General features: G+C 65.2%; 9 protein-coding genes. 4 read left to right on the plus strand and 5 right to left on the minus strand.

What is annotated here, in order from left to right:
- Positions 1-109: 109 nt before the first annotated feature.
- Entirely contained in the window at positions 110-1,153 is a 1,044-nt protein-coding gene (locus N7640_RS11645; protein ID WP_279905267.1) for a metal-dependent hydrolase, read from the plus strand.
- 60 nt (positions 1,154-1,213) lie between these two features.
- Entirely contained in the window at positions 1,214-2,821 is a 1,608-nt protein-coding gene (locus N7640_RS11650) for a methyl-accepting chemotaxis protein (RefSeq protein WP_279905266.1), read from the plus strand.
- A 170-nt stretch (positions 2,822-2,991) separates the two neighbouring features.
- Here N7640_RS11650 and N7640_RS11655 read toward each other — a convergent pair whose 3' ends face one another.
- The 3 genes from N7640_RS11655 to N7640_RS11665 all read right to left on the minus strand — a co-directional run bounded on the left by N7640_RS11655 (position 2,992) and on the right by N7640_RS11665 (position 9,540).
- Complete coding sequence (locus N7640_RS11655) at positions 2,992-4,398, minus strand: amino acid permease (RefSeq protein ID WP_279905287.1); 1,407 nt, start codon at positions 4,396-4,398, stop codon at positions 2,992-2,994.
- Positions 4,399-4,856: 458 nt separating this feature from the next.
- On the minus strand, positions 4,857-5,909 hold the full coding sequence (locus tag N7640_RS11660) for a Glu/Leu/Phe/Val dehydrogenase dimerization domain-containing protein (protein WP_279905265.1): 1,053 nt from the start codon (positions 5,907-5,909) through the stop codon (positions 4,857-4,859).
- A 166-nt stretch (positions 5,910-6,075) separates the two neighbouring features.
- A complete protein-coding gene (locus N7640_RS11665) occupies positions 6,076-9,540 on the minus strand; it encodes an indolepyruvate ferredoxin oxidoreductase family protein (RefSeq protein WP_279905264.1) in 3,465 nt (1,154 codons plus the stop codon).
- 197 nt (positions 9,541-9,737) lie between these two features.
- Here N7640_RS11665 and N7640_RS11670 point away from each other — a divergent pair, with 197 nt between their 5' ends.
- Both N7640_RS11670 and N7640_RS11675 read left to right on the plus strand, forming a co-directional pair.
- Complete coding sequence (locus N7640_RS11670) at positions 9,738-10,205, plus strand: Lrp/AsnC family transcriptional regulator (protein WP_279905263.1); 468 nt, start codon at positions 9,738-9,740, stop codon at positions 10,203-10,205.
- 255 nt (positions 10,206-10,460) lie between these two features.
- A complete protein-coding gene (locus N7640_RS11675) occupies positions 10,461-11,177 on the plus strand; it encodes a hypothetical protein (RefSeq protein ID WP_279905262.1) in 717 nt (238 codons plus the stop codon).
- Between the two features lie 378 nt (positions 11,178-11,555).
- Here N7640_RS11675 and maiA read toward each other — a convergent pair whose 3' ends face one another.
- Positions 11,556-12,218 (minus strand): maleylacetoacetate isomerase, encoded by a 663-nt coding sequence (maiA, locus tag N7640_RS11680; protein WP_279905261.1) that lies wholly within the window; start codon positions 12,216-12,218, stop codon positions 11,556-11,558.
- On the minus strand, positions 12,208-13,191 hold the full coding sequence (locus tag N7640_RS11685) for a fumarylacetoacetate hydrolase family protein (RefSeq protein ID WP_279905260.1): 984 nt from the start codon (positions 13,189-13,191) through the stop codon (positions 12,208-12,210). The genes maiA and N7640_RS11685 overlap by 11 nt, the downstream gene beginning before the upstream one ends.
- Between the last annotated feature and the right edge of the window lie 49 nt (positions 13,192-13,240).

Genomic DNA, 13,240 nt, shown 5'->3' on the forward strand with positions numbered 1-13,240 from the left:
CCGACACTGTAACCCCGCGCGCGGTTGAAATCTTTCGTCGGAATTTCCAGGCTGTCGCCGAAGCCGGCCGGCGCTAAGTTAGCCGCCTGCTTCCTTCGCGAGACGCACCATGGATTCGCTCACCCAGGCGGTGCTCGGCGCCAGCATCCAGGGCGCCCTGCTCGGCCGCTGGCAGGGCCGCCGCGCCCTGCTCTACGGCGCCATGCTCGGCACCCTGCCCGACCTCGACGTGATCATCGACTACGGCGACGCCGTGGCCGACATGACCTACCACCGCGGTTTCAGCCATTCGCTGCTGGTGCTCAGCCTGCTGGCCGTGGCGCTCACCGTGCTGATCCGCCGGCTGCGGCCCAACCCCGCCTACTCCACGCGACGGCTGTTCCTGGCCATCTGGCTGGCGCTGATCACCCATCCCCTGCTGGATGCCTTCACCAGCTACGGCACCCAGTTGTTCTGGCCGCTGCAGACGCCGCCGGTGGCCTGGTCCTCGGTGTTCATCATCGACCCGCTGTACACCGTGCCGCTGCTGGTGGCGGTGGTCGTCGGCCTGGTCCGCGGCCTGCGCGACCGGCCCCAGTGGCTGGCGGCCACGGCGCTGGGCCTGTCCAGCCTGTACCTGGCGACCACCCTGGCCGGCAAGTGGATGGCCGAGCAGCGGGTGCAGGACGTGCTGGTCGAGCGCGGCATCCAGTCCGACGTGCTGTTCAGCTCGCCGACGCCGTTCAACAGCCTGCTCTGGCGGGTCACGGTGGTGGATGGCGCCGACTACCACGAGGCGCTGGTGAGCTGGTTCGACGAGCGCCCGCCACGGCTCGAACGCATTCCCCGGGGCGCGGAACTGGCCGGCGTGCTGCGCGACTCGCCCCAGCACCAGCGGCTGGAGTGGTTCACCCACGGCGTGCTGCGCTACGACCGGGTCGGCGACGAGCTGATCGTCACCGACATGCGCCTGGGCATGACCGGCTTCCATCCGTTCCGCTTCGTCTTCGCCGAGCACCGCGACGGGCGCTGGCACACGTTGCCGGTGGTCGACCGCCTGCCCTTCAGCCGCGGCGACCCGGAGCACATGCTGGTGCTCTGGCAGCGCATCTGGGACCAGCGCCAGCCGGTGGAGCTGCTGGCCTGGGCCAGCGCGCTGCAAGGAAAGCCCTGACTCCCCCGCCGCCGTCTCTGAACTAGGCTTGACGAACAGTCGGCCGTCGGAGGCAGCAGCATGAACATCCGCCAGAAAATGATCGCCTGCGGCGCCATCAGCGTGGTCGCCGCCGCCCTGCTCGGTGGCGTCGGCTACTGGGGGCAGATGCGCCTGGCGGAGGTGCTGGCCAGCAGCGAGCTGAGCATCAGCGCCCTGCGCAACCACCTGGAAGGCGACATGATGCACGACGCCCTGCGCGCCGACGTGCTGGCCGCCTTCTACGCCCCGCCCGGCGACCCGGCGGCGGCCGAGCAGGTGCGCGCCGACCTGCGCGAGCACAGCCAGTGGTTCCAGCGCACCATGGCGGCCAACGCCGCGCTGCCGCTGAGCGAGGACATCCGCCAGGCCATCGGCCAGTCGCAACCGGCGCTCAACGCCTACATCGCCCAGGCCGAGCGCATCGTCGGCCTGGCCCTGGGCGACCCGCAGGCGGCGCGCGCCGAGATGCCGGCCTTCGAGCAGAGCTTCGCCGAGCTGGAAGAGAAGAACGAGGCGCTCAGCGAGCTGATCGAGCAGCACGCCGCCCAGGTCCGCGCCGACAGCCAGGCAGCCACGCGCAACGCCGCCTGGCTGCTGGTCGGCGGCATCCTGCTGGTGTGCCTGCTGCTCGCCCTGCTCACCAGCCACCTGATGAAGGCGGTGCTGCGGCCGCTGGGCAAGACCATCGCCGTGGCCCGCGCCATCGCCCAGGGCAACCTGCGCAGCATCATCCAGATCGACAGCGACGACGAGGCCGGCCAGCTGCAGCGGTCCCTGGCCGAGATGCAGAACAACCTGCGGCAGATGATCGAGACCATCCGCCGCGACAGCGAGCAGCTGCAGAGCACCGCGCAGCATCTCAGCGGCGCGTCGCAGAGCATCGTCCACAGCGCCCGCGAGGAATCGGACAACGCCACCAGCATGGCCGCCGCCATGGAGCAGATGATCCACAACATCGCGCAGATCGCCGACCACGCGCGCAACGCCCAGGCCATCTCGTCCCAGTCCGAGGAGCTGGCCAGCAGTGGCGGCCAGGTGATCCTCGGCGTGGTCGACGGCATGAGCCGCATCGCCGAGGCGGTCAACGAATCGTCCAGCACCATCACCGCGCTGGGCCAGTCGTCCGAGGAAATCCACTCGATCATCCAGGTGATCAACGGCATCGCCGAACAGACCAACCTGCTGGCGCTCAACGCGGCCATCGAGGCGGCCCGCGCCGGCGAAGCCGGGCGCGGCTTCGCCGTGGTCGCCGACGAGGTGCGCAACCTGGCGGCGCGCACGGCGCAGTCGACCCAGGAGATCAGCGGCATGATCGAGCGCATCCGCAATACCACCGCCCAGGCGGTGAGCAGCATGCAGGCCGGGGTGACGCGGGTGAACGACGGCGTGGGCCTGGCGCGCCAGGCCGGCGAGTCGATCAGCGAGATTCGCGGCGGCGCCCAGCGCGCGGCCGAGGTGGTGGAGGAGATTTCCCACACCATCGGCGAGCAGAGCAAGGCCTCCAGCGAGGTGGCCCAGCGGGTCGAGCAGATCGCCCGCATGTCGCAGCAGAACAGCCAGACGGTGGACGAACTGGCCGCCGCCGCGCAACGCCTGGACAGCGTGGCGCGCAGCATGCAGGGCTCGGTGCTGCAGTTCCAGACCTGACGTCGGATCGCCCACAGCGGTACTACCCGATGAATAGAAGTAGGGCGGGTGAAACCCGCGTTTCCCTGCGCCACCGCACGCGGGTTTCACCCGCCCTACGCAGCTCCAGAGCGGAGACGCCCGCCAAGAAAAAGCCCGGCCGAAGCCGGGCTTTTTTCATGCCGCCAGGATCAACCCTGGCTGGTGACGAGCGCCGAACCGGCCGCCACTTTGATGCGGTAGCAGACCCAGAGCAGCAGCAGCCATACCGGGATCGCGTACACCGAAACCTGGATGCCCGGGATCATCAGCATCACGCCGAGGATGAACAGCACGAAGGCCAGGCACAGGTAGTTGGCGAAGGGGAACCAGAAGGCCTTGAAGCTCGGCTGCACGCCCTTGGCGGCCATGGCCTTGCGGAACTTCAGGTGGGCCAGGCTGATCATCGCCCAGTTGATCACCAGGGATGCCACCACCAGCGACATCAGCAGCTCCAGCGCGCTCTTCGGCGCCAGGTAGTTGACCACCACGCAGAGCAGGGTCACCGCCGCCGACAGGGCGATGGCCAGCACCGGCACGCCGCGCGCGTTGACCTTCATCAGCGCCCTGGGCGCGTCGCCCTGCTCGGCCAGGCCGTAGAGCATGCGGCTGTTGCAGTACACGCCGCTGTTGTAGACCGACAGCGCGGCGGTCAGCACCACGAAGTTGAGCACGTGGGCGGCGGTATCCTCGCCGATCAGCGAGAAGATCTGCACGAACGGGCTGCTGGCGTAGGCGTCGCCGCCGGAGGTCAGGGTCTTCACCAGGTCGTCCCAGGGGTGCAGGGACAGCAGGATGGTCAGCGCACCGATGTAGAAGATCAGGATGCGCCAGACCACCTGGTTGATCGCCTTGGGGATCACCTTCTTCGGCTGGTCGGCCTCGGCGGCGGTGATGCCCACCAGCTCCAGGCCGCCGAAACTGAACATGATGATCGCCATCATCATCACCAGGCCGGACACGCCGTTGGGGAAGAAGCCGCCGTGGCTCCACAGGTTGCTGACGCTGGCCTGCTCGCCACCGGCGCCGCTGAACAGCAGCCAGCCGCCGAGCAGGATCATGCCAATGATCGCCACCACCTTGATGATGGCGAACCAGAACTCGGTCTCGCCGAAAGCCTTCACGTTGACCAGGTTGATCGCGTTGATCAGCACGAAGAACGCGGCGGCCGTGGCCCAGGTGGGGATTTCCGGATACCAGTACTGCACGTACTTGCCCACCGCCGTCAGCTCGGCCATGCCCACCAGCACGTAGAGCACCCAGTAGTTCCAGCCCGACAGGAAGCCCGCGAACGGCCCCCAGTAGCTGTGGGCGAAGTGGCTGAAGGAGCCGGCGACCGGCTCCTCGACGATCATCTCGCCGAGCTGGCGCATGATCAGGAAGGCGATGAAGCCGCCGATGGCATAGCCGAGGATCATCGACGGGCCGGCGCTCTGCATCACCCCGGCCGAGCCGAGGAACAGGCCGGTGCCGATGGCACCGCCGAGGGCGATCAACTGGATATGACGGTTCTTCAGGCCGCGCTTGAGCGGGCCGGTATGCAGATGTTCGGACATCAGCGAGCGCTCCAGGTCGAGCGGAGAGAGAGGCAAGTGCGAGGCATGGGTTCACCTGTCTGGAAGAATGGGCCGGCGGACTCGTGATCCGCCGGTCGCGGCCCGCCGGCCGTGGCCCCGGGCGCGGCGAGTATACACCCGGGGCTTGGGGCCGGCTTGCCGACGCGCCCAGGGCCAGTTGACGCTTCGGGGGCGTGGAAGTGGCTGGGCGGCATTCCGATTGCCTGCGAAGCGCTTATACCGCCTGCCGCCATCGCGGCCAAGGCCGCTCCCACGCCGCGCCTGGTGCTAACCGGGTGAGGTAAAGCAAAAGCTATGTACCCGTTTGTTGGTGGCACAACTCTGCTCTTGTGGGAGCGGCTGGGCGGCATCCGATTGGCCGCGAAATTCGCGGATAAATCCGCTCCCACAAGGCGTGCAACAACCAACGGGGACATAGCCAAAGCAAACATCAACAGCCCCTAGCGGCCGAGGCGCTCGCGGGCCATCCGGTCGGCCACCGCCGTGGTGGTGGCGCCTTCGGCCGTGGAGCGGGCGAATATCTCGTCCAGGGTCGCCTCGATGCCTTCGATGTGCGCCTTCAGCTCGGCGGCGCTGCCGCCGGTGCGCTCGTAGCACACGTCGATGATGCCGCCGGCGTTGATCGCGTAGTCCGGCGCGTACAGGCAGTCGCGGCGACGCAGCTGCTCGGCCAGCTCCGGGCTGGCCAGCTGGTTGTTGGCGGCGCCGGCGACGATCGGCGCGCGCAGCGCCTCCAGGGTCTGCGGGTTGATGATCGCGCCCAGGGCACAGGGGGCGAACACGTCCACGTCGAGGCCGAAGATTTCCTGCTGGCTCACCGCGCGAGCATCCAGCTGGTCCACGGCGCGGCGCTGGTTGGCCTCATGGATGTCGGTCACCCACAGCTCGGCGCCGGCGTCCTTCAGATGCCTGGCCAGGCCGAAGCCGACCTGGCCGACGCCCTGGATCGCCACCTTGAGCCCCTTCAGGTCGCCGCGACCGAGGCGGTGGCGCACGGCGGCGCGGATGCCGACGAACACACCGTAGGCGGTGGACGGCGACGGGTCGCCGTCGCGGGTGCCGCCGCCGAAGGCCTCGCGCTGGCCGGCGCCGGCCACATGGCGGGTGCGCTCGGCCATGATCTGCATCTCGGCCACGCCGGTGCCGGAGTCGGCGGCGGTGATGTAGCGCCCGCCCAGGCTGTCGACGAAGTCGCCCATGGCCTGGAACAGCGCCTCGCTCTTGTCGTGACGCGGGTCGCCGATGATCACCGCCTTGCCGCCGCCCAGCGGCAGGCGCGCCAGCGCGGACTTGTAGGTCATGCCGCGGGACAGGCGCAGCACATCGCGCAGTGCCTCCTCGTCGTCGGCGTAGTTCCACATACGGCAGCCGCCCAGGGCCGGGCCGAGGGTGGTGTCGTGGATGGCGATGATGGCCTTGAGGCCGCTGGCCTGGTCGTGGCCGAAGACCACCTGCTCGTGGTTGTCGAAGTCGATATGGGTGAAGACGGGCATGGGTACTCTCGGTTCTTGTTGGATGTTGAGTAGGCACGGATAGCCTTCTCCCCCTGGGAGAAGGTGGCCGAAGGCCGGATGAGGGAGTCCCAGATGCCTGGGAGACCCTCACCCCTGGCCCCTCTCCCGGAGGGAGAGGGGGAACTGGCTTCCGGGTTGCTTGGCTTCAGGCGGCCGGTTCGAACAGCTGGACGGCGGAAATCTCGCTGAGCAGCAGACGGGCCTTTAGCTGGGTGGCCTGCTCGCGGGCCTTGGCGACGGCATGCTCCTTGACGTGGCCGTAGCCGCGGATCTGCTCCGGCAGCTCGGCCAGGGCCACCGCGGTGCGGTAGTTGTCCGGGCGCAGCTCCTTGAGCACCAGCTCGATCAGGTCCTCGTACTCGTCGATCAGCTCGCGCTCCACCCGGCGCTCGGCGCTGTGGCCGAACGGGTCGAGCACGCTGCCGCGGAGGAACCTGAAGCGCGCCAGCACGGCGAAGGCCTTGAGCATCCAGGGCCCGAAGGCGCGCTTGACCGGCGCGCCGGTGCGCGGATCGGGCTTGGCCAGCCAGCTCGGCGCCAGGTGGAACTGCAGGCGGTAGTCGCCCTCGAACTGCGCTGCCAGGCGCTGGCGGAAGGCCGGCTCGCTGTACAGCCGCGCCACTTCGTACTCGTCCTTGTAGGCCAGCAGTTTGAAGTAGTAGCGCGCCACGGCGCGGCTCAGGGCCTGGTCGGCGCCGTCGGCCTGGCGCACGCGCTCCACCAGGGCCTGGTAGCGCTGGGCGTAGGCGACGTCCTGGTAGGCGGTGAGGCGGGCCATGCGGTCGGCGACGATCTCCTCGAGGCTCTCGCAGCGCGGCGCCTCGGGGCTCTTCGGTCTGGCCAGCTGCTCCACCGCCGCCAGGTCATGGGCGGCGCGGCGGCCCCAGAGGAACGCCTGCTGGTTGAGCTTGATGGCGACGCCGTTGAGCTCGATGGCCTTGTCGATGGCCTCGGCGGACACTGGCACCAGACCCTTCTGGTACGCATAGCCGAGCATGAACAGGTTGCTGGCGATGGTATCGCCGAGCAGTGCGGTGGCCAGGCGGGTGGCGTCGACGAAGTGGGTCTTGCCCTCACCCACCGCTTCCACCAGCGCCTCGCGCATGGCCGCGCCAGGCACCTGGGCGTCCGGCTTGCGGGTGAACTCGGCAGTCGGCGCCTCATGGCTGTTGACCACGGCGTTGGCGATCCTGTCGTTCAGCTTGGCCAGCGATTCCTCGCCGGCCGCCACCACCAGGTCGCAGGCCAGCAACAGGTCGGTCTCGCCGGCGGCGATGCGCACGGCGTAGATATCGTCCTGTTTGCGGGCGATGCGGATATGGCTGATCACCGGGCCGAACTTCTGCGCCAGGCCGGCCTGGTCGAGCACGGTGCAGCCCTTGCCTTCCAGGTGCGCGGCCATGCCCAGCAGCGCGCCGACCGTGGTCACGCCGCTGCCGCCGACGCCGGGCAGGAGGATGTTCCAGGGCCGCGACAGGTCCGGCTGGCGCGGCTCCGGCAGGGCCACGAACAGTGCCTTGGCGCCCAGCGCCTCGGGCTTGCGCAGGGCGCCGCCGTGCACGGTGACGAAGCTCGGGCAGAAGCCTTCGACGCAGGAGAAGTCCTTGTTGCAGGCGTTCTGGTCGATCTCGCGCTTGCGCCCCAGCTCGGTCTCCAGCGGCAGCACAGAGAGGCAGTTGGACTTCACGCTGCAGTCGCCGCAACCCTCGCACACGGCCGGGTTGATGAAGGCGCGCTTCTGCGGGTCGACCATCTTGCCGCGCTTGCGCCGGCGGCGCTTCTCGGTGGCGCAGGTCTGGTCGTAGAGGATCACCGACACGCCCTTGAACTCGCGCAGCTCGCGCTGCACGGCGTCCAACTCGCGGCGGTGGTGGAAGCTGACGATGGGCGCGAAGGTGGCGCGGGTCGGGTACTTGTCCGGCTCGTCCGAGACCAGGGCGATGCGCTTCACGCCTTCGGCGTAGACCTGCTGGCTGAGCTGGTCGATGCGCAGCTCGCCGTCGATGGGCTGGCCGCCGGTCATCGCCACCGCGTCGTTGTAGAGGATCTTGTAGGTGATGTTGACGCCCGCCGCGACGGACGCGCGCAGGGCCAGCTGGCCGGAGTGGAAGTAGGTGCCGTCGCCCAGGTTCTGGAACACGTGCGGGGTGTCGGTGAACGGCGCCTGGCCGATCCAGGTGGCGCCCTCGCCGCCCATCTGGGTGAAGGTGTCGGTGTTGCGGTCCATCCACTGGGTCATGTAGTGACAGCCGATGCCACCCAGGGCGCGGCTGCCTTCCGGCAGCTGGGTGGAGCTGTTGTGCGGGCAGCCGGAGCAGAAGTGCGGGGTACGCTTGGTGTCGTGCTTGGGCGCGGCCAGCGCGGCTTCCTTGGCGGCGAGGAAGGCCAGGCGCTCGTCGATGGTGGCGCTGGTGTAGATCGGCGCCAGGCGCTTGGCGATCACCCGGGCGATCATCGCCGGGGTCAGCTCGGCCAGGTTGGGCAGCAGCGAGTTGCCCTCCTCGTCGAACTCGCCGACCACGCGCGGGCGCTTGCCGACCGGCCAGTTGTACAGTTGGCCGGTGAGCTGGTCCTCGATGATGCTGCGCTTCTCCTCGACCACCAGGATCTCGTCCAGGCCCTCGGCGAACTGGTGCACGGACACCGGTTCCAGCGGCCAGCTCATGCCAATCTTCAACACACGCAGGCCGACCCCGGCGCACAGCTGGTCGTCCAGGCCCAGGTCGTTCAGCGCCTGGCGCACGTCCAGGTAGGACTTGCCGGTGGTGATGATGCCCAGGCGCGGATTGGGCGAATCCAGCTTGATCTGGTCGAGGTTGTTGGCCAGGGCGAAGGCCCGAGCGGCGTAGATCTTGTACTGGTTGAGGCGCTTTTCCTGGGCCAGGGGCGGGTCCGGCCAGCGGATATGCACGCCGTCCTCCGGCAGCTGGAAGTCGGTCGGTAGCTTGACCTGCACGCGCAGCGGATCGACGTCTACCACGGCCGAGGAATCGACGTTCTCGGCGATGGTCTTCAGCGCCACCCAGCAGCCGCTGTAGCGCGACAGCTCCCAGCCGATGATGCCGTAGTCGAGGATTTCCTGGACGTTGGCCGGGTTCAGCACCGGCATCGACGCGGCGATGAAAGCATGCTCGCTCTGGTGAGCGATGGTCGAGGACTTGCAACCGTGGTCGTCGCCGGCCAGCACCAGCACGCCGCCCTTCTCCGCGACCCCGGCCGAGTTGCCGTGCTTGAACACGTCGCCGCAGCGGTCCACGCCCGGACCTTTGCCGTACCACATGGCGAACACGCCGTCGTAGCGCGCGCCGGGGAACAGGTTGGCCTGCTGGCTGCCCCACACGGCGGTGGCGCCCAGCTCCTCGTTGACGCCGGGCTGGAAGTGGATGTGGTTTTCCTGGAGGAACTGCTTGGCTTCCCACAGGCTCTTGTCCAGGTTGCCCAGGGGCGAGCCCCGGTACCCGGAGATGAAGCAGGCGGTATTGAGGCCGAAGGCGGCGTCGCGCTGCTTCTGCAGCATGGGCAGGCGGGTCAGCGCCTGAGTGCCGGTGAGATACAGCTGACCAGTGGCTACACGGTATTTGTCGTCCAGACGGATTTCGGCCAGAGACATGGGGCGCTCCTTTTATTCTTGTGTGAGCGAGACGTGCCTGTTGAGCATCGCCGTTGAACCCTGACGCGGGATCACCGCGGTGGGTCGTATGGGCAAGACTATGACCGAGTAGTTCTGGATTTTTCTTTCTTTTTTCGACCGCCCAGCGGGATACTCGGCATGAATGAACCCTCCATGACGAATAAAGAGAAAAAATCATGCAGGAAAAGCTGAGCCCCATCGACCGCCGCATTCTTCGCCTGCTGCAGCACGACGCCGACCTCTCCGCCGCCGAGATCGCCGAGAAGGTGGAACTGTCGCAATCGCCCTGCTGGCGGCGCATCCATCGCATGCAGGAAGAAGGGCTGATCGAACGCAAGGTCGCCCTGCTCAACCCGAAGAAACTGGGCCTGGGCATGACGGTGTTCGTCGACATCAAGCTGTCGGCCCACGGCCGCAACAACCTGGAGGAATTCGAGCAGGCGGTGGTCGGCTACCCTCAGGTACTGGAATGCCACACCATGGCCGGCGGCTCGGACTACCTGCTCAAGGTGGTGGCCAAGGACATCGCCGACTACGAACGCTTCCTGCGCGACCACCTGCTGCAACGCCCGCATGTGCACGAGGCGCACTCGCATATCGCGATGAGCGTGGTGAAGAGGACTACGGAGTTGCCGTTGGATTAACGATGTAAAGAGTATGGCTGCTATCAGCGACTCTATTGAATAAGCTTCTAAGCATGCATGAATGTTACCGGCCAAGCTGCATTATATTGCTTTGCAATTGCTTCAATTAAGCGTTTGAGGCGACTGAAATCAGCCTACTCAAGGATAAAAATCTTTAGCAGACTTGGCCAGATCAATCAAAATCAGCTTACATTACGGCGATTGCCAGCGACCCAAGCCAATTAACCGCAACATTAAACCAAGAGATACTCAATCGTGGAAAAATCCGAAAAAAATTACAGCAAAATCGAAATTATAGAAAAACTTACACCACTCATAATTGGCGGAATAATAGCAGGCATCGCCGCCTTTTTTACATACCTAAATGACCTGCGAAGAATAGAACTTTCGCAGATTGAATTAATTGGACGTGTCGGCGACCTGATCACATCAGAAAAGGACTCTGCTCGAGCGGTCGGCTATTCAATGCTTACAGCAATGAAGAATGAGCATCTCGCGCTAAATATTATACATACCAACAAAGATATAGCTGGCACTTCAACGACAAGAGTCATCCTTGAAAACCCCAATCTTCCAGATTCGACCAGAATATATGCCCGAGATGTTTTACTGGAGCTTCCTCTTCCCAGTACCACATCCACAGTCAAATCAGAAAGGGACGTGCATATTTTAGCCAATGCCATTCGTGATAGATACGGATTCAAGAGCCAAGTATCTCTTGACTGCATAAAGGCTGCACTAAATAGCCACGACGATATTCAAAGACTTATAGCTCTAACTGGTAGAGCCACAATAGAAAACCAAAACATTGGGCTAGAATACGAGAAAAACTGGCTTCTCAACCTGCTTAAAGGAATCAAAGAGTCCCCGAACTATCAAAGTCGCGAACAAACACTAAAACTAAGAGCACTCCAAGCTGAAGTCCTGAGCTTAACTGGAGCCACCACGACCAAAGACCATCAAGCAAAATAAATCACAGACAACCTGCCATGACGACATAGAGAACCAAGAAAGCCTTCACTCTGCGCCCCCTATATTAAAGAGCCCCACCAAAAAAATGATTCAAGTCGACAGAAATACCAACCTCCTACTCAACCCAATACAGCACACTCCTGAAACATCGAAAAACTTAAACCGTTCTCACAGAAAAACCGTAACCCTAGATATTATTTCGCATCAAACCTCACCTACAGATTATGTAGCCTTACAGGCTATTTAGGTTATGAAGTTTCACAGTGTGCGAATCACCGTGGCTGAAAGCTGGCATAAGTGAGCCCACGCGTGGCTACCCAGCGGTCAGCCACTAGTCAGAAGAAATGCCACTAGCGGATGAACTAGGCCAGTTTTCAGTCAGGCCACCACATCCGGCTGCACTTCCGGCGAGGCATCCTTGAAAACATCGAGAGCCAAGCAACGATCCTCCATCTCCAACAATCTCGACAGGCCCTGCAGATCGCAGGAGAAACGCCGCGCGTTATACAACTGCGGAATCACGCAAGCCTCCAGATACCCCGGCCGGTTGCCCAGCGACAGGCCACCCTTGAGCACAGCCAGCCCTTCTTCCACCGCCGCCAACCCCTTCTCCACCCAATGCCGATACCAGGCATTCTTCGCCTCATCGTCAGCGCCCAGCTCGACACTGAGGTACTGCAATACCCGCAGGTTGTTCAGCGGATGGATATCGCAGGCAATATGCAGCGCCAGGGCGCGTACCTGGGCGCGCTGGGCCGGGTCGGCCGGCAGCAGCGCCGGGACCGGGAAGACTTCGTCCAGGTATTCAAGGATGGCCAGCGACTGGGCGATGCGCACCCCGCCGTTGGCGTCGTCCACCAGCAGCGGCACCAGCTCCTGCGGGTTGAGCGCGCGGTACTCGTCGGCGTGTTGCTGGCCGCCGTCCTTGACCAGGTGCACCGGCACCTGGCGATAGGCCAGGCCCTTGAGGCCCAGGGCGATGCGCACCCGGTAGGCGGCGCTGGAGCGCCAGTAGGAGTAGAGCGTCAGCTCACTGCTCATACCGCTCTACCACCTGGTCGATGGCGCCGAACAGGCTCTGGCCGGCGGTGTCGAGCATCTCGATGCGCACCCGGTCGCCGAACTTGAGGAAGAGCGTCCTGGCTTCGCCGTGCTCGACGATTTCCAGCATGCGTTTCTCCGCCAGGCAGGAGGAGCCGGCGCTGCGGTCGTAGTTGGACACGGTGCCCGAGCCGATGATGGTGCCGGCGCCCAGCGGGCGGGTCCTGGCGGCGTGGGCCACCAGGGTGGGGAAGTTGAAGGTCATGTCCACGCCGGCATCCGGGCGGCCGAACAGTGCGCCGTTGATGTGCGAGATCAGCGGGCGGTGGACCTTGCCGTCCTTCCACGCCTCGCCCAGTTCGTCCGGTGTCAGCGCCACCGGCGAGAAGCTCGACGACGGCTTGCTCTGGTAGAAGCCGAAGCCCTTGGCCAGTTCGCCCGGGATCAGGTTGCGCAGGGACACGTCGTTGACCAGCATCAGCAGCTGGATATGGCCGGCCGCTTCCGCCGCCGTGGCGCCCATTGGCACGTCGTCGGTGATCACCGCGATCTCCGCTTCCAGGTCGATGCCCCAGGCCTCGTCGGCCAGGCGGATCGGGGCGTGCGGCGGGATGAAGCTGTCCGCCCCGCCCTGGTACATCAGCGGATCGTGCCAGAACGACTCGGGCATTTCCGCGCCACGGGCCTTGCGCACCAGTTCCACGTGGTTGACGTAGGCGCTGCCGTCGGCCCAGTGGTAGGCGCGTGGCAACGGGCTGTGGCAGTCGGCCTGGTCGAAGAAGAAGGCCTCGTCGATCAGCCCATCGTTGAGGCGCTGGTACACCGATTCCAGCAGCGGGCGCTTGACTTCCCAGTCGTCCAGCGCGGCCTGCAGGGTGGCGGCGATCTGCGGCACCTTGACGGCGCGGGACAGGTCACGGGAAACGACCACCAGTTCGCCGTCGCGGCCCAGGTTCAGTGATGCGAGTTTCATGGATTACCTCGAATTGGTTGGTTCTCCCCTCTCCTATTGGGAGAGGGGC

The organism is Pseudomonas sp. GD04015, from assembly GCF_029837675.1.
GTDB lineage: Bacteria > Pseudomonadota > Gammaproteobacteria > Pseudomonadales > Pseudomonadaceae > Aquipseudomonas > Aquipseudomonas paralcaligenes.